The organism is Paenibacillus assamensis DSM 18201 (assembly GCF_000422445.1).
GTDB classification, from domain to species: domain Bacteria; phylum Bacillota; class Bacilli; order Paenibacillales; family Paenibacillaceae; genus Paenibacillus_B; species Paenibacillus_B assamensis.
Genome location: NZ_AULU01000011.1, coordinates 39321 through 60778, shown reverse-complemented (window position 1 = coordinate 60778; position 21458 = coordinate 39321). Strand labels below are relative to the sequence as shown.

Below are 21458 nucleotides of genomic sequence, written 5' to 3'. Positions count from 1 at the left end.
AGGATGTACGCGATTCAAATTACCTTACTCGTGCTTATTTGTGCAACATCTTTGCTTTCTCTTGTTTACAGCATTCGCTCCCGCCGATCTCAAGACCAAGTTAAACGCGGACTTTTCGCGGCTCGTACTAATATTTGCATGGGTTTCATGCTTATATTTATTGCTATCATCCAGATGACGATGTTCCCAACAACAGGAACACTTCGAATCGTGTTCGGTGCTATTCTCCTCGCAATAGGAGTATTCAATCTGGTAGCAGGACTGCGCAATCACAGTTACTTTGCCCGACTGCAACACTAGAATCCAATCTGCCAATGTAATCATGTATCGTTTATTTACAGACCGTTAAGCTGCCCTTAACGGTTTTTTCATATTTTAATATTTCATAAAATCGTTATAAAATTTTTCACTTACTTTTTGTGAGTTTGTGATATAATTATATTAATTATTGAACATACATAAAAAGGAGCATGCCTCATGAATACTTTCGAGGAAGTTGTAACCTCACGTCGATCAGCGAATAAGTTTCTCCCCGATGTCAAAATTAACGAGTCTGAACTTGATGAATTGTTCTCGCTAGTTAAATACGCACCTTCTTGCTTCAATTTGCAGCATACTCAATATTTAGTCGTGCATGATAGCGATAAAAAGGAACTTGTCTATGAGGCCGCATTTAGACAATACAAAATCAAATCAGCTTCTGCTGCTATCATTGTCTTAGGGAATAAGGAAGCACATCATGATGCAGCACGAATCTACGAAGGGATGCTTCACCTAGGCATGCTAAATCAGCAGGAATTTGATATGACCGTCTCAGATACGATTAATTTCTATGAACAGCGTGGCGATGCGTTCAAGCGCGATGAAGCGATTCGTAATGCCAGTTTGTCTGCAATGCAGTTTATGTTAATTGCAAAAGACAAAGGTTGGGATACATGCCCGATGAGTGGATTTGACCCAGAAGCTATCATTCGTGACTTCAATATCCCTGAAAATCTAGTACCTGTTATGCTGATCGCAATCGGCAAAGAGGACAAAAAAAGCCGTCGTCCGCGCGGCTACCGTAAGCCAACTGGTGAATATGTTACGTACAATTCGCTCTAAGCCTATCGCCGCATAACATGCGAAGCCCCCTATTCAACAACGGAATAGAGGGCTTCTATTAATTATGGTCAATCGACTGAACCGTCATCATCACTTTAGCTACAAGCTGATCGCCTTTTTTCATTTCGATTTCCAATTTGCAAACTTTGCGACCCATCTCAATAAACCTAGGCACAAGCCTTACGATGTCTTCAATTTGAACGGGACGAACGAAATAAGTCGTCATATTTTCCATAATGTGATCATGCTGTCTCGCGTCCTTAGCTGCACGGAGAGCCCCATTTGTAAGCAAAGAGGTAATAATTCCTTCCGATACAACACCGAAGCTATTCACCATCTGAGGTGTGATAACCCCCTGAAAGTAAATACGTCCTTCCTCATCCCTCATCTCGTTAAAACCGTTCCAAATCAAATCGTCGAACGTTTCTCCTAACTGAGGCTCATTCGGAACATCCCGCATCGCATGAAGGACATCCTGTCTCGTAATGACAGCCAACAGCTTGCGACTGCGGTCAATAACAGGCAGCAGCTCTATTCCTTCCCACACCATGGTGTGCGCTGCCGAAGCAAGCGTAGTATTCATCGTAACGGTTATTGGGTTTCTTGTGTACAGTTTGTCGATAGGCTGATCTTTATCCGCATATTCTATATCCTTAATCGTAATCATACCAGCCACTCGGTTCCACTCATCTATGATCGGAAATCGATTATAGCCCGTAACCTCTCTTAACTCTTCGAACTGACGGACCGTGCTGGATGGCCTTAGCACAGAAACAGCTAGCTTAGAGCCCACGATATCCTCGACAAGCAGTATCTTCTTTTTGATTAAGCGGTCGAACAATGCTCTGTTGATCATGGATGCTACTGTAAATGTATCATACTTAGAACTAATAATAGGCAAGTCCAATGAATCGGCGAGCAGCTTTACTTCACGACTTGTTGTAAAACCGCCTGTGATGAGAACGCCCGCACCATGCTGCAACGCGCTTTTATGTGCATTTTCTCGATTACCAACGATAAGTAAGCTGCCAGCATCTATGTATCGAAGCATCGCATCGAGCTTCATCGCTCCGATCGCATATTTATTAAGTGTTTTGTTCAATCCCTGTGCTCCGCCCAGCACATGACCTTCCACAATCTCTACAACCTCTGCAAAGGTAAGCTGTTCCGAAAGGTTACGCGGCTTCTTCTCTACACGCACCGTTCCGATACGCTCTTTTGTCACAACAAGGCCGACATTTTCAGCCTCTTTTACTGCGCGATACGCCGTCCCTTCACTCACGCCCAGCTCTTTGGCCAATTTACGAACAGAAATTTTAGTACCCGGTTTGAGCCCTTCAATATGGTGAAGCAGTTGTTCGTGCTTCGTTACGGTCGCATCATGAACGTCCATTCTGTTACACCCAACCTTCCCGAACTGTATTAATCTGTTATGTTAGTGTAACACAGTAAAGATAACCTAGACAAATATAATGTCAATCTATTCAGATGCTCATAGAAATCCATGTACGCCATTTTCAATGCAGCTAACACAAAGAACCGAACACTGGCATACACCCGCTTCGGCTCTACATGCTACAACCTATTAAATTACACAATCATTTATTTCATTCGTTCTGACATACGAACGATACGCCGTTCTACTTGACGATAACGCTCCGCCCGCACTTGCCGCATCCGATTCTCTTTTTCTTCATCAACACGAAGCAAACGATATAAATGCGCTCCGACAATCAACAAAGCGAACAATGACCAAACACTGCCGAAGACGACAGCCATCGACCAGCCTTCCCGAAAAGGAATCGTAGGCAATGCAATAAACAACATGATCATGACCGCCGCAATCGATATTACCGACATCCAAGATCCTCTACTGCGTCTGCTTCTACGGGTTATCGGCGTCTCGTTCATAGACTCACATCCCTCATCGTTCATAGTGAAGCTGCCGCTTCTCTATCATCTTATGCGGACAAGTTTCATGCTATGACCGATATGCCAGATGTGATCGGTACAAAAGAAAACAGCTCCCTCACTCCGTAATAAGCGAACAAGCAAGCCTCAGCTTCTCTCGACTTATAGAGTAGGGAACTGTTATCACGATCCGTTTCCTTAGCCTTGTTCAGATTGATACAAAAAGCTCAAAGAATCGGTTACAATTTTATTCACGTCTTGAATAACGAGTGCAAGTTGACGCTCTGCTTCGAACAATGCAGTAATGTTTGGGTTCATGCTGATAACTTGGAACAACTTCTCCATTTCTTCCATCTCTTCTGGATTAGGCATTTCACCAGTCATCATTTGCTGTTGCATTTCAGCTTGACGCTTGCGGAAATTATCAAACATCTGCTTCGTTTCTGGTTCAGCAGCAATTGCCTTCATCGCTGTATCAACAGCAGCAGCCTCCTCAGATTGCTGAAGAGCCCGCGCCAAATCATGGGCTTTGTCATATACATTTGTCATAGTCTTTGAAACATTCCTCTCTGTACGCTCATGTACGACATCGTTGTATCGCATTCTGCATCTATAAACCTAAGAGCAGTATACATGAGCTGCATTCCTTTAGCTTGCATCTTTTAATATTACTGGATTACAAGGCGTCTGTCGAACTTGAGCAATCTAGATTAACCGATCGTGAGCAGAATGAAAGCTTGCACACCGCCGATAATACCACCCAACAATACGCCCAACCATGTAATCGCTCGAAATTCTTTACCTGATACACTAAGTATAATTTGCTCCAAACGTTCAATCGGGAATTTTTCGACTTGGGCGCGCACCACTTCTTCCAAACCGATGCTTTTCACAAGCTGATCTAAGTGCTGATCTAGCTTATTCACGCCAAACTGAACGATTCGTGGTATGAACGGTTCCCAAACTTGCCGATATCCCTGTACCCAATCTGCTGGACGCATGTCCGCTAGTCGCTGAGTTAGATGAGCAAAAGGAATTACATCGTTCAAACGCTCCACCACCCACAACTCAGGCTTATCCATGTCCGTTTGACCACTAAGCTCATGCACGAGTTCAGCTGGAGTTTTGACCATCCACTCCTCAAGCTTTCGTTCCACGATTCGCGCTACAGTACGCCGAACATCAGACGACTTGAGCTGTTCAGCCAATATAGGAATCATCCGGCTTACCAGCTTGTCTTCATCCACAAATATGGCAGCCATCGTCCCAAAAAATCCTTGCGAACGATCCATCACTTTGCTTAACATGTTTGCCAGCATACGCTGCCCTTCGAATGACTGAATTTGGCTTCCTACCGCATTTAGCAATGCTTGGGCAGCCTTATCAGCTGCGCGCGTGCGCACTTCAGACTGCAAACCTGGCAAAAGTTCATGGAGCGAGCGTTCACTCCACCGCTCTGATTGCCACAAATGCGCAACACCTTGTTGCGTGATCATTCGCAGCTTCTGCTCCCATTCCTGTAGGAGTACGGTGCGCTCTTCTTCTCCTGCATCTGGATGGATCCATTCCATCAACGTCTTCGGATTAGACGCCAATCGGTCTATGCTTGCAGTCAAGGTCTGTGTCAGCTGCTGCTGCAAACCAGGCTTCTCTAAAACAGAACGAAGCCCGTCTGATGTTACTAAGTACTGTGCCACTACTTCCCCTAACGATTCTGCGATATCTTGTTTGCGCTTCGGAATTAAACCTGGTGTGAAGGGCAATTTCCAAGAACCTATGTAGATTGGGCGCCGCGGATGAAATAACATTTTGATGGCAAAGTGATTAGTAACACCGCCAACAATAGCCGCTACCGCAATGCTAAAAATAATTAATACCCACGCTGACAAGAAAAGTCACTCCTTTTTACAAAATAGGTCAATCACCAAGGATAATATGTCCTCATATGATACATTAACATTTGCGGTTCACCTGTATGCGCATGGAGCGCTTACCACACTCATACGGCATCTGTTGTTGGAAGGAGATCCTTTATGTCTAAGTTGAAACTAACGCTCCAAGTTATGAGTCCAGGACTTATGCGAGAACAGACGATAATGCTCGGTGACGCTTACGTGAAGAAATGGAAAATCCCCGTTAAACAGCCAATCAACCTTCGCTTTGGCTCGCTTAAACTACCCATTTCGGTCACTCCCATTCCCCACTTCGATGGAATACGAATTAGCCAGCAGCTAGCTATAAAAATGGGGATGCATTCGGGCATTAAGCTGCGCACGATGTATAAGCCACAGGAGCGAACACTTAACCTAGGCCCACTGATTGGCATCTTGATAAGCCGCGATCGACCAGATGCACCAGACAAACCATTCGGACAAATTACAACGTTCTGTACAGAACTTGTAGAAGCTAGTCAAGATCAAGGAGCCTTCGTGTGTTTTTTTACACCGGACCATATTCAGGATCATGTAAACAGTATAACAGCATGGGTTCACCGCAGCGGGAATTGGATAAAAACCGAAATGCCCATTCCGAACATCGTCAACAATCGACTCACTTCGCGCAAGACAGAGAACAAACCTAGCGTACAGCATTTCATGAAAGAAGTAAAACTACGTTACCAATCCAGCATTTTCAACGAAAAGTTCCTTGATAAGACCGAAGTGTTCGATGCCTTAAAACATGATCTAAATGTCGCCAAATACTTGCCTGAATCGTACCTCCTTAAATCCTTCAATACCTTGAAAACAATGTGCAATCGTCATTCCCAAGTATTTCTCAAGCCCGCCCGCGGCAGTTTGGGCAAAGGAATTGTCAGAATTTCTCGTTCAGAGGACAATACCTTTTATGCCATGTACTCTACGGTTAACGGGACGAGGAAGCAGCATTTCCCCAGCCTTCTCAAATTGTTCTCAAGTTTAACAGGCAAGATGAAAACAAATCGCTATCAAATTCAACAAGGGTTGCAGCTTATGGAAAATGAAGGCCGACCTGTTGATTTTCGAGCACTTGTTCAAAAAAATGCGACCAATGAGTGGTCCATCACCTCCATCGTTGCCCGCACAGCCGGTACTCAGCATTTTGTATCCAATCTTGCACGCGGCGGCACTCTATCTACCGTAAAAGATGCCGTTACGAAGTCCAACCTTGCTCCCAATTCCCGAACAGATGTATATCTCCGGCTCAAAAATGCCTCTTTGGAAATCGCACAAGGTATCGATATGCACATTCCCGCTCACTTTGGTGAATTAGGCATTGACCTTGCTGTAGACACTTCTGGCAAGGTGTGGCTTATTGAGGTCAATTCCAAGCCTTCCAAAAATGACAACACCCCGCTGCAAGAGAACAAGATACGGCCGTCTGTCCGAAAAGTAGTAGAGTACGCACGCTACTTGTCAGGATTTTGACGAGCGAACGATAGGATGAATACGATGAACAGACTGAATCACAACACACTTGGCGTACTGCAAAAACAATCAACAGCGGCACTGCCGTTTACCGAATCCCATTTCTGCCGTCAACTCTGTATGGCTGGAGAAAAGTATGGCATTCCTGTTATCGTGTTTCACGCTGGTTTGATCGATTGGGACACTCGTACCGTAAGAGCTTATACGTACAAGAAGAACGCCTGGAAGCAACAACATTTTCCCTTGCCGACACTCATCTACAACCGTCTTTCCCGAAGTCATCATGAGCGATGTGAGCAGCAGCATACTCGAAATAGCCTGCAGCAATTGTATCGTGAAGATGTGCAGTGGCTCAGTAGACCGCTGCCTGGCAAATGGAATTTGTATCAAACGTTATCTCGCTTCGATTTTTTAAAGACGCACCTTCCCAAGACTTATCCGTATCATGGGCCAAGAAGCTTGTTACGCATCATAAAACAGCACAATGGATCGGTCTTCCTCAAGCCAAGCGGAGGACAGCATGGACGATCTGTCCTTCATATCGAAGCTTCAGCTTACGCGGCTTCCTCTCCTTGGTCCCCAACTTCAGTTACGATAACGGGGAGAACGAAACAAAATGATCACATTCATACGCATTTCACTACGATGATGGATGCTCTTAATTGGGTTCATCAATTTATTGACGGACGCCAGTATGTGATCCAGCCTTATCTGACACTTCTCAGTCAGCAGAAGGAGCCCTATGATGTTCGCGTGCTTATGCAAAAGGACGGCAGCGGGCATTGGAAATTAACAGGATCAGCTGCTCGCGTGGGCTCCTCAGGACACCTAACTTCCAACCTTCGCGGCGGCGGACGCGCCGAACCTGTTGAATCCTACTTGGAGCAGCAATTTAGCCGTAAGCAAGCAGAAAATATGTTGTCCTCCATTGCACATATCAGCAAGCAAATTCCATCAGCCATTGAATCTTGCTATGGCAGGTTAGTTGAGTTAGGGCTTGATTTTGGCATCGATCAGAAAGGTCGTATATGGCTTCTCGAAGTAAATTCGAGACCAGGCCGTTCCGTCTTCTCCTTAACCGGAAATGAGAAAGCCATCCGGCTGGCGGTAGAAAATCCCATCCTTTACGCACGCAATGTAATGGTCCGACATCTTAGGAGGGTTTGTCCATGAGTTTGACGCTGTGCAACGTGCATTTAACGCCAAATCCAGAAAAAACATTATACGTATCCACTCCATTGCTTAAGCAGCTGAACTTATCCGGCAAGAAACAAATTCGACTGCGTCTCGGTAAAACAAGTGTACCTACTGCCATTAAACCGATTAAAAAATCTGGTAAGCATCTTTATATAACAGCTGGACTACGCAGCCAATTCCGTATTCCGAAAGGTGGCAGTGTTTATGTCCTTAATGAGGTCGAAGGAGGTATCCATATCGGCCCTTTAATCGGCATTATGAGCGATTCTTCCAATCGCACGAGCACAAGTCCTTTCGGAGGAAGAACGAGCTTTATTAAACAAATATTGCGCACCGGAAATAAAAAAGCATTTGTATTTGCCTTCACTCCGCGTGATATCGACTGGCAAAAAGAGAACGTCTATGCCTATTTCCTTAACGATGCAGGCAATTGGGTTCGCCGCACCGTCCCTTTACCTGATGTCGTATACAATCGCCTACCCAGCCGTAAAGCAGAAATATCTTCGAATATGAGCCAGCTTCGCGAAAGGTTCAACCGCAAGCAGATCCCCTACTTCAATTGGAGCTTCTTCAACAAGTCAGATGTGTATGAGCTGCTCGAAGACGAAATGGAAGCCAATCAGCACGTTCCCGAATCGATAACCAATCCATCCCCAGATATGATTAAGGAAATGCTGGATCGTCATCAATTTGTTTATTACAAACCGACGGCAGGCAGCCTGGGCATAGGTATTTATCGCCTGACTTATTTGCCGAAAAAAGGGTACTTTGCACGCTACACCACCAATGGCAAAAATATTTTACTGCGGTTCAAACAGTTCTCTAGTCTTATTCGTACTTTAGAAGCCCGTCATGGCCGTAATCTTCGTGACTATGTCGTTCAGCAAGGTGTCAGATTGGTTGAAATCGACGGCTGCCCAATAGACTTTCGTTTCCATATGCATAAAGATGGAGATAACAACTGGGTCGTAGTAGGTATCGGAGCCAAAAAAGCTGGAAAAGGCAGCGTGACGACCCACGTAAAAAATGGCGGTCAACTGATGACACCCCAACAAGCGCTGGAGCGCGCGTTCGGCACTCGAGCGAAAGAAGTATTGGAACAGGCAAAAGTGACTGCTATCGATCTCGCCGAAGCCATCGAGCGCAATCACCCTCATTTGTTAGGTGAGCTTGGATTCGATCTTGGCATTGATCGAAACGAACAAGTGTGGATGTTTGAGGCGAATGCAAAGCCTGGGCGCTCGATATTCAACCACCCGCAACTTCGCGATGAAGGGCAATCATCTGTTGAGCACATTCTAGATCACTGCCTATACTTGAGCCATTTTCGCAGGGGGGATAACATGTGAGCGGTGCATCCCAACCCAACCTCCCCATTGTCGCTATATTAACGATCGAAGATGAGAAAGATTATTTCCGGGGCAACCGAGGAAATTTTGCCGACTTGCTCTCAACGGCCAAAAAAATGGGGTATACGTCTTACATCATCACGATTAAAGATTTAAAGCTACAAGCGAAAAGAGTAATCGGCTATCGTTATGTATCGGATAAAAATGAGTGGCGGCAGGAATGGTTCCCGCTGCCCCATATCTTATATAACCGGATCCCGCAAAGAGAAGATGAAATGCAGCCTGCTGTCAAAAAGAAACTGCAAGATATTATGAAGCATCCTACCATTCGCATGTTCAATCCAACCTTCTTCAATAAGTGGAAGCTATACAAATGGCTGAACAAGTCTAATGCAACTCGCCCCTATATTCCTCACACCTTAAAACTTACGAATGCCGAACAGTTAGGTAAAATGCTGAATCACCACTCCTATTTATTTCTCAAACCCGTCTCCGGCAAAGCAGGTATGGGTATTATGACCCTTCGTCTCAATCTAGACAACGGATTCAAGTACCGTTTGCGCATTCAAGATAAATCCAAAAATATCTCCTACAACTGCACCTCCATTTCTAAACTATGGTCAAGAATTATGAAACAGGTGGGTAGTGCAAAATATATCGTTCAGCAAGGCATAACATTAGCTTCGATAAACAAGCGACCATTCGATTTACGTGCACTCATTCAAAAAACAGAACAAGGCAATTGGGATATTACAGGTGTCGGAGCCCGCCTCGCGGGCAGCGCAAGCATTACGACACATGTCCCTCGCGGCGGAAGCATAGAAGACCCCTCAAAGCTGTTAACGAGTTTGTTCGGTGAGCAGGGCTCCGCACGTATTTTGGCGCGCATACGTAATACCGCACTAGTCCTAGCCAGGCAGATTGAACAGGAAGCCGGCAAGCCTCTTGGCGAAATGTCGATGGATTTAGGTGTTGACGCAGCAGGCGGCATCTGGTTCTTCGAAGCGAATGCGAAGCCAATGAAATTTGATGAACCTGATATTCGCAAACGCTCCTTGGAGCGAGTATATCAGTACAGTACGTTTTTAATGAAATCAGGCGGATAACAACGTGAAGAAGGTGAAGGCAATTGGCACAACCGGTTCTGGGCATTTTGACTTTATACTTAAACGAGCACAAACATCTTGAAGAGCGTCATATTTATCAAAAAATGATAGCGGCAGGCCAATCCATCGGTCTTCATGTATTTGTGTTTACGCCGCAAGATGTCGATCATAGGAAACATCGAATCTATTCCATGGTATACCATCACGATAAAAACCGCTGGTTTCGGCAATGGACCACCTTTCCGGACATCATATTTGACCGTTGTCGACTGCAGAATAGCTCTCGTTTTGAACAGCTTCGCCGCTTTCGAAAAAGGTACCCGGATCTGCTGTATTTGAACAAACCGCTCCGTAATAAATGGACCATCCACCAAGTACTTTCTGAAGATTCCTATCTGCGTCAGTTCCTTCCCCAAACGAAGTTGTATAACTCCCTTGCTGACGCTCAACAGGTACTCAAGCAGCATTCGCTCATTTACATGAAGCCCATTAACGGTACCGGCGGCAGAGGCATCTTGCGAGTGGAGCGATTGGCTCCTACCTTTATGCTGTATGTGCAAGGAAGAGATCAGAAACGCAAAATTATTAGCCCGCAGCGTATGACATGGTCCCAGCTTGCCACTAAGCTCAACTCTTGGCATGCGACTGGGAGATATATTGTACAGCAAGGGATATCCCTGAACTTGCCGAACGGGCGTGTTCATGATTATCGGATGCTCGTACAGAAAGATGAAACAGGAAACTGGACATTAACAGGCTGTGCAGGCAGAATAGGTGCAGCCAAAAGCATTACTTCCAATCTGCATGGTGGTGGCGAAGCTATTCCTATGGATGAAATGCTGCACAATTGGATTGGAGATGAACAGCTCATTGCAGAAGTGAAACAAGAAGCGGAGAAGATGGGTGTTGAAGTCGCTTCTTATCTAGAACGTAAATATGGAGCATTGTGTGAGCTTGCGCTTGATCTTGCGATTGATAAAAACGGGAAGATATGGATGCTGGAAGTAAATCCAAAACCTTCTCGGGAAGTATTTCAACTCATCGGTGATCAAGATACGTACCATAAATCTTTGCTAAAACCTTTACAATATGCACTCTGGCTATACCAACAGCAGCAACCTTTAATGCGTGGCGTTACTCCTGAAAATCCTCTCCCCGTAGAGACAGTTCAAGATTAAATACGACTCACCACTACGGTGAGGAGCAAATATTGCACCTTGTATGTACGTTCATTGATGTGAATATATAATAAGGCGCAGACACAATCTGAGTGTCTGCGCCTTGCGCTATTTATCATGAATTACAAGACTTGCATTTCTTCACTTGTCTCGTAAAGGTGTACAAGCTCCTTAAAATGCTGAATGAGAATATGAGCACCTTCTAACTCCTCGTCCCCACCGAATCCTGCATATGCACATCCGACGATCCCTAATTCATTCTCTGCGCCTGCTTCTATATCAGAAGAGCGATCACCAACCATCCATGCGCTCTTAATTTGGTGTTCATCTAACAAGATGCGAACCAGATCAACCTTAGATGCAGTCTTTCTTCCACCTGCACTATATAACTCTACAAAATATTCCTCTATACCGTGTGCACGTGCCACACTCTCCACATAAGGTGCAGGACCATTGCTCGCAACGAACAATTTCACCCCGTGCGCACGTAATGCTTGTAGTGTCTCTACTACAGCTGGATATAATTCTGAGCCGCCACTCTCAAGTCCGCGCACTTCTTCTTCTAAGAGAAGCACATCTGCCCTATTTCGCGCTTCCTCAGAAGCATCTGGCATAACACGCTTCCATATTTCCTCTAACAACATACCTAAGCTTCCAAGAATGCGCTCTACCGGAGGCGTCTCTTCTGTATATAGACCTTCTGCACGCAATCGGTCGAACAAACGGTTATAGGCCGGAATCAGTAATGTCTCTGTCTTGAATAATGTGCCGTCCATGTCAAATATAATTGCTTCTGGTTTCTTCATATTCGCATCCCGTCCTCTTCTATCAAGTTCATCTAGACCCCCTTACTATATCATAAATCTTACATAAGAATAGTCTGTATTCAAATTGGATTGTCGTGTTAATTCTGCTCGCTTTTCCTTGGCAATAGAAATTAAACTCGACTTATAATAAAATGACCTATATATTCGTTAGTAAATTATAATTGCATAGTTTGGAGGCATAACAACTATGGTACATCGCGTTATCATTATCGGTGCTGGCCCCTGTGGTCTATCCGCAGCAATCGAGCTGAAGCGTGCTGGCATTGAGGCACTTGTTATTGAGAAAAACTGCCTAGTACACTCTATTTATCGTTATCCGACACATCTTCAGTTTTTCAGTACGCCTGAATTGTTGGAAATTGGAGATTTACCATTTACAACTCCACATGATAAACCTTATCGTCATGAAGCACTCGTATACTATCGTAAAGCTGCTGAACGCTATCAACTAAATATTCGTACGTATGAGGAAGTAACTTCTGTCCATAAAGCAGACGGCAAATTTCAACTAATAACTAAAGCGATTAACGGGCATGAACTACATTACGAGGCTCAAAATGTCGTCATCGCCACTGGCTATTTTGACTATCCCAATATGCTGAACATCCCTGGTGAACAGCTTCCTCATGTTTCTCATTACTTCCAAGAAGCGCATCCATACGCAGGCAAACAAGTTGTCATTATTGGTGCCAACAATTCTGCAGTCGATGCTGCGTTGGAATTAATGCGGGTAGGAGCAGAGGTCACCGTAGTTTCGCGAGGAGCAGAATTATCAGGAAGTGTGAAGCCTTGGGTGAAGCCCATTTTTGAAAGCATGGTGGCGAAAGGCATTATCTCTCTTCGCACAAGCTCACAGGTACAAGAAATATTGCCTGATAAAGTAATCATTCGCGGACAAACACATGACGGCGAGACTTTGTATGAGCTTCCATGTAGCTTCGTGCTAGCATTAACCGGATTTAGACCTGATCGTAAAATGGTAAGCCAACTTGGTGTGCAGCTGCAAGAAGATGGTGATAAACCCGTGTTCGATCCTCATACGATGGAGACAAACATTCCAGGCCTGTATGTAGCAGGTGTCATTGCATCTGGTAAAAATGCGAATGAAATATTTATTGAGACAGGTCGGGACCATGGCAAATGGATCGCCCAGCATTTACTGCTGCAACCAAATATATAAAATGGATAATCCTCTGAATAACAATGATGGACCTAAACAATAACAAATATAGAGCTGTTCCTCTCGTGCTTCATACACTTTAGGAACAGCTCTATTGGTTAGTTAGAATTTTATTTTAATTTCCATTAAGCCAGCTTTTCGGATCGCATTATAAACAATAACGACCAAGGGTCCAATGAAGAAGCCAATGACTCCAACCAATTTGAAACCAACGTACAAACTGACAAGGGCAGGCAAAGCTCCAATGCCCACGGAATCCCCAACTACCTTAGGCTCAATGATACGACGTAATGCAGTAATGACGATGAACATAACCACAAGGCCAATTCCCGTAAATAAATCACCAGTAGCGATACAGTAAACCGCCCATGGCATTAGCGCTGAACCAACACCTAGTATAGGAAGTAGGTCTACGATCATAACGAGCAATGCAATAGCAAGCGGATAACTGGTACCTAGAATCAACAGCCCACATAGTGTAATCACGTAGGTGAACAAACACAAAATAATTTGTGCTCTGACAAAACCAAATACCGAGCTTTTTAGAGTCGTAATGACTTGATTCACTTGATTATGTGACTTGCTATCAAAGAAATGCAAAATAGCTGGACGTGTGCGATCCAAGCTAAAGCTGATGAGGAACAAAGCAACCATAAATACGATAAAGAAAATAAACATGTTCGGAAGTACTCCTGCTAACGACACCGCCTTGGCAGAAACAGTCGCGGCAGCATCTTGCAAATGACCCGACACCGTAACAAACAGTTGTTCAAACATGCCTTCCCAATGCTCAGGCATATTGACTTGCGCTTCAGACATCGTCTGTTCAAGCCATACGCGCACTCCTTCAATATATGTAGGAGAATTTTTGACTAACTCCACTAGCTGTTTAACAATCTGAATGACAATGTAATACATCCCTGACAGTAAAAACAGGGTAAATAATGTACAGCTTAGTACAGCAGCCGGAATACGGCCCCACTTAAACCAACGCATCCAAGCTTTTGTCAACGGCTCAAGCCCCATTGCAATGACACAAGCTAGCAAGAAAGGAGCTCCGACGGTAAACAGCCCGTACAATAATAGAAGCCCTACTGCAGCTAGAAACAAATGTTTGAACGACATAGTTCACTTCCTTTATCGATTCATCTTACAACCACACTATCGTATCGTTCATTTATCGTTGCCTATGTTCTACATCGCTGATCACTTCAGCATATTTCGCTTTATCGCGCCTACACAGAAATGACTGCCTTGCGTTCTTTAAAGTTTACATTCGGATAATACATCTCCGCCACAAGCAGATTCGGCCCACAACAACTAGCTTGCGGACAATAGCAGTCCACCGTTTTTGATAATGGATGTTGGTGAAGCCACTTATCGAATATACCATCGAGCCTATCCTCATAAATACTCCCGAAGGAAGGAATATCAGCAAAGTCTGTGACGAATACTTCCCCATTAAACATATTTACATTCAAACGGTTGCGCCCATCTGGGTCATTACGCACCGTTACATTTTTCTCGCTATACAATCGTTGGAGCAGCCTCGTATCTTCTTCATTGACACTACATCCGTAGAACGGCAGCGTACCAAACAACATCCACATATCTTGATGACGGAAGTCTAACAAGCTGTGAATGGATTGACGCAGTTCATTGATCGACAACACTGGCAAATGCTCAGCAAATGAGCTTGGATACATTGGATGTACTTCATGTCGCTGACAGCCCATTTCATAAATGAGCTGGTGAATGTCATTCATCTTGTCATGTGTTCGATAGTTGATCATGGATTCCGCTGATACGAAAAGTCCACCCTCTACTAAACGACGCGTATTATCAATCATCTGCTCGTAAAATTTGACCGTTAAATTGTTGGACAAATCCCGATCACGATGCACAAATCCAACTTGGCGGAAATCTTCCACATTCGTGTAGTTGAATGAAATATGCATGACATCCAAGTACGGCGCTATCATTTCATACCGTCTATAATCCAAGGTTACGTTAGAATTCAACTGAGAGCGAACCCCTCGCTCTCTTGCATATTTAAGCAATGGGATTACGTAATCTTTTACCGTAGAAAGATGGAATGTAGGCTCTCCACCAGTAATACTAATCGTCTCCAAATGCTCTACTTCATCAAGACGCTTCAACATTACATCAAGCGGAAGCAGGTCTGGCTCTCGCATCACAAGTGTATGGCCAACCGCGCAGTGTTCGCAGCGCATATTGCACACTTGCGCCACAGTCATTTCCACACTGGTTAGTCGATGCTCTCCATACTGTCTCAGTGATCGGATCGGATCCCAAGGGTCATATTGAGGTGTTATCGGTTGTAAGACCGGCGGTGTAATCACCGACACGTTCGCATGCTGTTCTTTACTCATTTCACTCACCTATTCTTCCTCTATTCGACGGTATCCTTCGAAGAAGCGAACTTCGCCCAACGCGGCGCCCACCAATTGGCTCGACCCATCAACTTCATCAGTGCAGGTACTAGGAACAATCGAATAAGCGTCGCATCCAGCAGCACGGATACCGACAATCCAAGGCCAATCGCCTTCATCAATTCATTGTCTGTAAAAATAAATGCCCCTACGACAACAATTAAAATAAATGCTGCACTCGTAATAATACTTCCTGTCTTCTTCAACCCTTCAGCCGTACTTCGTTCATTGTCTCCTGTACGTTCATATTCTTCTGCAATACGAGACAATAAGAATACCTCGTAATCCATAGATATGCCGAATACCACACAAAAAATGATAACAGGCAGCATCGCAACTACAACTCCTGTAGAAGTTACCTGCAATAAATCCGCCATGTATCCATGCTGGAAGACTAGCACGACTACACCCAAGCTTGCGCCTAAGCTAAGCACGTTCATAAATACAGCCTTTAATGGCAATATGACCGAACGAAATGCAATAAACAACACGACATAGGTAACTGCCAATATAAATAGTACCACATAAGGCAAAGCAGATGTAATTCGTTCTACAATGTCTAAGCGGTATGCAGCTGTCCCCGTAACTAATATATCTAATTCAGCAGACTCAAGCGAACGAAGATTACGAACTAGCTCGTAAGCCTCTTCTCCATCTGCACTTACATTAGACACCACACTTAACAACATATACGAATCGTTTACAAGATGGCTAGCTTTCAACTGCTGCTGTAATTGCTCATTTTGTAAAGCCTGCGACTTCGCTTGGGCGTTCGGCAAATCAGACAGTGCTGTTAAATAACTATCCACACGTTGAACACCTTGAACTCCTTTAAGAGATTCAGTCAGTTTAGATACTGTCTCAATCGTACGTTCCTCATGGAAGGGCTGTACAGACTTTACTATCAGTTGAATCGGATTAAGCTCACGCTCATCATAGACCTCTGTCATCAGATCCGAGCCATATCGAGATTCATATTTTGGCGGCAGCATTTTTGCATCAGGTATACCTATATTCATATTCAAAATAGGCCAAACACAAGCAATAAGCGCCGTACAAAGCAGCAACACGATCGGTATCGGCCGCTTCATAACACCATAAGCGACACGTCCCCAAAAAGAGCTGCCATCTCCATTACGATTAGGTTTCTTCCTCCGATTGCGCCATCGCTTAGGAATTACAGAATAACGATTAATCCGCTCCCCGAGCATGCCGAGTAAAGCTAGCAGCAGCGTGTTCCCTACAATGACAGACATCGATACAACGAGAACTCCGCCCAACGCTAAGGAGCGGAATAAAGCCAGGTCAATAAATGCCATCGCAATAAGTCCGATCAGAACAGCTACTCCCGAAAAGAATATGGATTTACCTGCCTTCTGCGCGGTCATAGCAACAGCTTGTCCAACATCGCTCTGCGTGGCAAGCTCTTCTCTGAATCGACTAACCATAAACAAAGCATAATCAATGCCAACTGCCAGTCCCAGCATACTGACCATGTTAGGTAAAAAATTACTCAAAGAATTGGTCCCTAAAGCAATAAAATAAATAATACCTAATGTCGTCGTTACACTCAACATCCCAACGACAAGCGGAAGGACACCTGCAAGCCATGTGCCAAATACAAGCAGCAGCACAATTAATGCAATAGGAAGTCCAATAATTTCAGACTTTATAATATCGCGCTTGCTCGCTTCTTGAACATCATAGAAGACCGCAGAATTGCCTGTAACATAAGCCTTCATATTAGGCGGATCTGGAATGAGATTACGAATCGAAGCAAACTTCTCAATGGCTTCATCTGCCTCAAGATTCATTGTAACGGTAACCACGGTAACATCATTCCGCGCTTCACTGCGACCAACATCTCGGAACGAAACATTTGATACATAAGACGTTTCCCGCAACGTTTGCAACGACACCATAATTTCGGTCCGGTTAGATTCTGATAATAATGATTCACCATTACTGCTCTCATATACAATATCAAGCATCACTGGTGCAATCTGCAACTGCTCCTGCATCAGCTTCAAACCACGATCTGACTCACTGCCAACGGGAGTAAATCCATTATCTTTGAGCATGGAAGGAGCCTGTACCGCAAAGATCCCCATACCTATAAATACGGCACACCATACTCCGAATACGACCCGACGATAACGATAAATGAAATGTCCCCATTTCCAGAAAACCCCTTGTTCATTCGTTTCGCGCAACTCGACTCCTCCCAGTCACTTTATGCTGATCTGCACTTCGTTCCGGCAATCGTTACTTCTATTCTACATCGACCATTTCTACAATCATAATATGAAGAAGCTGTGACAAATCCAGCTCCGTGCCTAAAGGAACTGACGCACCTTCCGCATCATACAACACTCTTATCATCGGGCGCTGCGGATAATCTGCATTGATTTCCGCGACGATACCGATCTCACCTGTGCTCAGCTTAACTGTCATACCAAGTGGATACACAGCAATTCGATCCCTAAATAGAGACAGCATCCACTGCTCATATAGAGTACCAGACCCTGTATACAAAATTTCTAACGCCTCATGAGGCAGCATAGCCGGACGATAAACCCGGTTAGTCGTCATCGCGTCATAAGAATCTGCAATGGCAATCCATTTCGCAAACTCATGAATATTATCAGAAGTTAAGCCCCTTGGATATCCAGATCCGTTCAAACGTTCATGATGCTGATAAGCACAATGAGCAACAATAGTCGGAATATTAGGATCTTTCCTTAGTATGCGATATCCATATTCCGCATGCTTCTTAATCATATCGAATTCAAGCTTTGTAAGCGGACTCGTCTTATTAAGAATATGAGGATCCAAATGCATCTTACCAACATCGTGCAGCAGGGCGCCCATCGACAACATTTTAAGGTCGTCTCTTTCATAGCCATGATATACACCGAATAGCGTCGAATATACACATACATTTAAGGAATGGCGATATACGTAATGATCCGTCGTCTGTATATCATTCAACATTACCATGGCTTTATTGTGCTTCGAAATATCATAAACAAGATTGTCGAGCATTCCCGATACGGATGCATCCATGTCTTGATCAGGCCTACGCTTACGTGCGCGTCCGTCAGACATATGCTGCATGAACTGCTGACGAATTGTTTTGTTAGCCATAATTCTAGTTTCATCACTTAATAGATCGGGAGCTACAATCCCTTCCGTTCGCTCATCTTCTACATAAATATAAGATACGTCCCTTTCAATCAAACGACGAATAAACGTATCCGTCATCTCAACTTGTTCTTGAAGCAGAACCATACCTTCTTCATTATAGATCTTTTTAGCAAGTCTCATGCCGGGACGGCAATTCATAATCGGTATCCACCGCACTGTCAGTCAACCCCTGATTCTTTCAAGATGATATTCGTTCCACTGGCAAGGAGTTATCTTATTATCATACCACATTGTTGCCGACTAAATGGTGATATGATGTTGGTGTTGGCCTTATTTCAATACATAATAATGAGCCAGAATAGGCCGGCGAGTACGAATCGATACATAGCGAAGTATTTCAATTTGATAGCTTGTATATATTTGAGGAATGAAATAACGACAATATAAGCTACTATAAATGAAACGATGAAACCTAATAGAAAGACAGCCAGACCGTCGCCGCTTATATATTGATAATTGTTAAGCAATTCATAGCCGGTCGCAGCAATCATTATAGGTATCGCAATCAAAAATGAAAAATCCGCAGATGCGCGATAGCTTACTCCACTCAGCAATCCACCGGAAATTGTTGATCCAGAACGGGAAAATCCCGGCCATAATACAGATATTATCTGATATACACCAATGAATAACGCTTGCTTATATGTAATTTGATCGATAGTATGTGCTGTTGGTTCTCGCTTGGAACTGAATGACTCAGCAAACCACATAAAAATACCGCCCACAACCAATGCCCACATCACTGTACTTGCACTGAACAACGACTTAATAAAGTCTTTTGCTAGAAATGCAACTACTAACGCAGGTACAATACCTAGCGCTACATGAAAAAGATTCAAAGTAGCACTTCTTGCCCCACCTCTCGCTACCGTGACAGGCCGAAGTCTAAACATAGTTAACAATCGGTCGCGATATACAATCGTAATTGCCAAAATAGCACCCAACTGAATCATAATCATAAACGTCTTTAACAGCGGATTATGTTCATCTAATCCGATAAATGATGCTGTCAAAATCATATGCCCTGTCGATGATACAGGAATAAATTCCGTCAGACCTTCTACAACCCCTAGAATAACAGCGATAAACACAGTCAACATGCGTACTCCCTCTTTCTCCAACAATGTAATAACATCCATGGTTTACTGGGATTTTTTGCAATCTTGGTGTGGATATATCGCCTGTCATGTACATCTAGCGTGCACATGTACAAGCATAGCAGAAAACCTACTAAAACTCTATGAATATGCAAGTTAGCCACAGCCATATAGGCACTTTCTTGTCTATTATTCAAACTTTCATCATTTGACAATTTTTTGATAAATACGACAAGCTTCTATCTTTAATTTGGTAAATGTTGTTGATAGCCACCTATATTATTGATATGATAAATGTATAACATTACGATAGGAACGGTGAATCGCACGATGCGTGTACTTGTGAATGATCTGCAAGCTGGGGACATTTTGCAGCACGATGTCTTCAATCAACATGGTGTTCATGTACTCTCTGCGGGTACAGTACTGAGAGAAAGAGACATCGGCATCCTTATCGGTCATTTGATTGACGATATAGACATCATAGCTTCTACACCATATAACTCACCACAAGAGCAACAAACTCATACTCCTACAACAAGAGATGCACAACTCAATTCTACCCATTCCATTTCAAGCTCTTCGAATGATATAAACAGCTACGAGAAACTATTCCCTTACTATCAAGATGCAGTCAAATCAACGAATCTGTTGTTTCATTATGCACTTACCAATGGGCGCCTAGTACAAGAAGCTGTAGACCTTACAATTACCCCGTTGTTGGAACAATTTCAACAAGAACGGGATGTCGTTTCCTTGCTGCTACGCCTTAACTCACAAGATGATTACACCTGCCAGCATTCTGTCCAAGTCGGAATGTTGTCTTACTATTTAGCAACATGGCTTGGCCATACAAAAGAAGATGCACTGCGTATTGGGAAAGCCGGATATTTGCATGATATAGGAAAGTGCCAAGTAGATCGTGAGATCTTAAATAAGCCAGCCCCATTAACGCAGGAAGAATATGAGCAAATGAAGCTTCATCCTCTTGCAGGTTATCAAATTATTCGTTCTACTTATGACGACAAATGGATCGCAATTGCTGCACTTCAGCATCATGAGCGTACAGACGGATCTGGATATCCAGAAGGGCTTACAAGTGAAAACATACATATGGTAGCCAAAATTGTCTCCGTTGCTGATGTATACAGCGCAATGATATCCTGCCGCACTTATCAAGATAAGAAAGACCTACTGATCGTGTTGAAGCAAATGTACCAGTTGAGCTTCTCAAAGCTCGATCCAGTCATTACGCATACGTTTATCCGCTACATGCTACCTAACTTCCTACATAAACGTGTCAAACTAACAGATGGTCGTGATGGCATCATCGTTATGAATCACGCAACAGATTTTTTCAGGCCACTTATTAGAGTTGGCCAAGAATTTATCGATCTTACGGTCAATCGTGATCTGGATATCGATTATGTATATGCGTAAGGACA

Annotated in this window: 19 protein-coding genes; 9 read left to right on the top strand and 10 right to left on the bottom strand. The window is 43.9% G+C overall.

Features of this window, described 5'->3' with window-relative positions; genetic code table 11:
- Positions 1–3 precede the first annotated feature (3 nt).
- Both H580_RS0107500 and H580_RS0107495 read left to right on the top strand, forming a co-directional pair.
- The gene (locus H580_RS0107500; protein WP_028594229.1) at positions 4–300 is read left to right on the top strand and encodes a YtpI family protein; all 297 of its coding nucleotides are present in this window, start codon (positions 4–6) and stop codon (positions 298–300) included.
- 177 nt (positions 301–477) lie between these two features.
- A complete protein-coding gene (locus H580_RS0107495; protein WP_028594228.1) occupies positions 478–1104 on the top strand; it encodes a nitroreductase family protein in 627 nt (208 codons plus the stop codon).
- Positions 1105–1162: 58 nt separating this feature from the next.
- Here H580_RS0107495 and H580_RS0107490 read toward each other — a convergent pair whose 3' ends face one another.
- The 4 genes from H580_RS0107490 to H580_RS0107475 form a co-directional block, all read right to left on the bottom strand.
- Complete coding sequence (locus H580_RS0107490; RefSeq protein WP_028594227.1) at positions 1163–2497, bottom strand: DRTGG domain-containing protein; 1335 nt, start codon at positions 2495–2497, stop codon at positions 1163–1165.
- A 209-nt stretch (positions 2498–2706) separates the two neighbouring features.
- Positions 2707–2964: a hypothetical protein gene (locus H580_RS0107485; protein ID WP_028594226.1), complete on the bottom strand. Its 258-nt coding sequence runs from the start codon at positions 2962–2964 to the stop codon at positions 2707–2709.
- A gap of 249 nt (positions 2965–3213) precedes the next feature.
- On the bottom strand, positions 3214–3564 hold the full coding sequence (locus H580_RS0107480; RefSeq protein ID WP_028594225.1) for a YlbF family regulator: 351 nt from the start codon (positions 3562–3564) through the stop codon (positions 3214–3216).
- Positions 3565–3725: 161 nt separating this feature from the next.
- Positions 3726–4904, bottom strand: coding sequence for a DUF445 family protein (locus H580_RS0107475; protein ID WP_028594224.1), 1179 nt, complete (start codon positions 4902–4904; stop codon positions 3726–3728).
- 144 nt (positions 4905–5048) lie between these two features.
- Between H580_RS0107475 and H580_RS0107470 the strand changes: the two genes are divergently transcribed.
- From H580_RS0107470 to H580_RS0107450, 5 genes are read left to right on the top strand one after another with little or no spacing between them, the layout of a single operon-like run.
- A complete protein-coding gene (locus H580_RS0107470; protein WP_028594223.1) occupies positions 5049–6419 on the top strand; it encodes a YheC/YheD family endospore coat-associated protein in 1371 nt (456 codons plus the stop codon).
- Between the two features lie 24 nt (positions 6420–6443).
- Positions 6444–7592 (top strand): YheC/YheD family endospore coat-associated protein, encoded by a 1149-nt coding sequence (locus H580_RS0107465; RefSeq protein WP_051217324.1) that lies wholly within the window; start codon positions 6444–6446, stop codon positions 7590–7592.
- Positions 7589–8965: a YheC/YheD family endospore coat-associated protein gene (locus H580_RS0107460; RefSeq protein WP_028594221.1), complete on the top strand. Its 1377-nt coding sequence runs from the start codon at positions 7589–7591 to the stop codon at positions 8963–8965. The genes H580_RS0107465 and H580_RS0107460 overlap by 4 nt, the downstream gene beginning before the upstream one ends.
- Entirely contained in the window at positions 8962–10071 is a 1110-nt protein-coding gene (locus tag H580_RS0107455; RefSeq protein WP_028594220.1) for a YheC/YheD family endospore coat-associated protein, read from the top strand. Before H580_RS0107460 ends, H580_RS0107455 begins: the two co-directional genes overlap by 4 nt.
- A 23-nt stretch (positions 10072–10094) precedes the next feature.
- On the top strand, positions 10095–11249 hold the full coding sequence (locus H580_RS0107450) for a YheC/YheD family endospore coat-associated protein (RefSeq protein WP_028594219.1): 1155 nt from the start codon (positions 10095–10097) through the stop codon (positions 11247–11249).
- A 122-nt stretch (positions 11250–11371) separates the two neighbouring features.
- On the opposite strand, the gene H580_RS0107445 is transcribed toward H580_RS0107450, so the two are convergent.
- Positions 11372–12055, bottom strand: a complete 684-nt coding sequence (locus tag H580_RS0107445; protein WP_028594218.1) for an HAD family hydrolase — start codon at positions 12053–12055, stop codon at positions 11372–11374.
- 208 nt (positions 12056–12263) lie between these two features.
- Here H580_RS0107445 and H580_RS0107440 point away from each other — a divergent pair, with 208 nt between their 5' ends.
- Positions 12264–13256 (top strand): YpdA family putative bacillithiol disulfide reductase, encoded by a 993-nt coding sequence (locus tag H580_RS0107440; protein ID WP_036604853.1) that lies wholly within the window; start codon positions 12264–12266, stop codon positions 13254–13256.
- 102 nt (positions 13257–13358) lie between these two features.
- Here the strand turns inward: H580_RS0107440 and ytvI are convergent, their stop codons facing one another.
- From ytvI to H580_RS0107415, 5 genes are all read right to left on the bottom strand, one after another.
- The gene (gene ytvI, locus H580_RS0107435; RefSeq protein WP_028594216.1) at positions 13359–14381 is read right to left on the bottom strand and encodes a sporulation integral membrane protein YtvI; all 1023 of its coding nucleotides are present in this window, start codon (positions 14379–14381) and stop codon (positions 13359–13361) included.
- A 110-nt stretch (positions 14382–14491) separates the two neighbouring features.
- Positions 14492–15649: a radical SAM/CxCxxxxC motif protein YfkAB gene (gene yfkAB / locus H580_RS0107430; protein ID WP_157282776.1), complete on the bottom strand. Its 1158-nt coding sequence runs from the start codon at positions 15647–15649 to the stop codon at positions 14492–14494.
- A gap of 20 nt (positions 15650–15669) precedes the next feature.
- A complete protein-coding gene (locus tag H580_RS0107425) occupies positions 15670–17922 on the bottom strand; it encodes an MMPL family transporter (protein ID WP_211224393.1) in 2253 nt (750 codons plus the stop codon).
- Between the two features lie 58 nt (positions 17923–17980).
- Positions 17981–19072, bottom strand: a complete 1092-nt coding sequence (locus H580_RS0107420) for an HD-GYP domain-containing protein (RefSeq protein ID WP_028594213.1) — start codon at positions 19070–19072, stop codon at positions 17981–17983.
- 119 nt (positions 19073–19191) lie between these two features.
- Positions 19192–20016, bottom strand: a complete 825-nt coding sequence (locus tag H580_RS0107415; RefSeq protein WP_028594212.1) for an undecaprenyl-diphosphate phosphatase — start codon at positions 20014–20016, stop codon at positions 19192–19194.
- A 327-nt stretch (positions 20017–20343) separates the two neighbouring features.
- Here H580_RS0107415 and H580_RS0107410 point away from each other — a divergent pair, with 327 nt between their 5' ends.
- Positions 20344–21453 carry an HD-GYP domain-containing protein gene (locus tag H580_RS0107410; RefSeq protein WP_028594211.1) on the top strand — a complete coding sequence of 370 codons (1110 nt, stop codon included), beginning with the start codon at positions 20344–20346 and terminating at the stop codon, positions 21451–21453.
- The last annotated feature ends 5 nt before the right edge of the window (positions 21454–21458 follow it).

Bases quoted from the DNA above. Each gene is read 5' to 3' on its own strand.
- H580_RS0107465 (WP_051217324.1), top strand. From the start codon at position 6,444: ATGAACAGACTGAATCACAACACACTTGGCGTACTGCAAAAACAATCA.
- H580_RS0107445 (WP_028594218.1), bottom strand. From the start codon at position 12,055: ATGAAGAAACCAGAAGCAATTATATTTGACATGGACGGCACATTATTC.
- H580_RS0107480 (WP_028594225.1), bottom strand. From the start codon at position 3,564: ATGACAAATGTATATGACAAAGCCCATGATTTGGCGCGGGCTCTTCAG.
- H580_RS0107500 (WP_028594229.1), top strand. From the start codon at position 4: ATGTACGCGATTCAAATTACCTTACTCGTGCTTATTTGTGCAACATCT.
- H580_RS0107470 (WP_028594223.1), top strand. From the start codon at position 5,049: ATGTCTAAGTTGAAACTAACGCTCCAAGTTATGAGTCCAGGACTTATG.
- ytvI (WP_028594216.1), bottom strand. From the start codon at position 14,381: ATGTCGTTCAAACATTTGTTTCTAGCTGCAGTAGGGCTTCTATTATTG.
- H580_RS0107495 (WP_028594228.1), top strand. From the start codon at position 478: ATGAATACTTTCGAGGAAGTTGTAACCTCACGTCGATCAGCGAATAAG.
- H580_RS0107460 (WP_028594221.1), top strand. From the start codon at position 7,589: ATGAGTTTGACGCTGTGCAACGTGCATTTAACGCCAAATCCAGAAAAA.
- H580_RS0107415 (WP_028594212.1), bottom strand. From the start codon at position 20,016: ATGTTGACTGTGTTTATCGCTGTTATTCTAGGGGTTGTAGAAGGTCTG.
- H580_RS0107440 (WP_036604853.1), top strand. From the start codon at position 12,264: ATGGTACATCGCGTTATCATTATCGGTGCTGGCCCCTGTGGTCTATCC.
- H580_RS0107485 (WP_028594226.1), bottom strand. From the start codon at position 2,964: ATGTCGGTAATATCGATTGCGGCGGTCATGATCATGTTGTTTATTGCA.
- yfkAB (WP_157282776.1), bottom strand. From the start codon at position 15,649: ATGAGTAAAGAACAGCATGCGAACGTGTCGGTGATTACACCGCCGGTC.
- H580_RS0107490 (WP_028594227.1), bottom strand. From the start codon at position 2,497: ATGGACGTTCATGATGCGACCGTAACGAAGCACGAACAACTGCTTCAC.
- H580_RS0107410 (WP_028594211.1), top strand. From the start codon at position 20,344: ATGCGTGTACTTGTGAATGATCTGCAAGCTGGGGACATTTTGCAGCAC.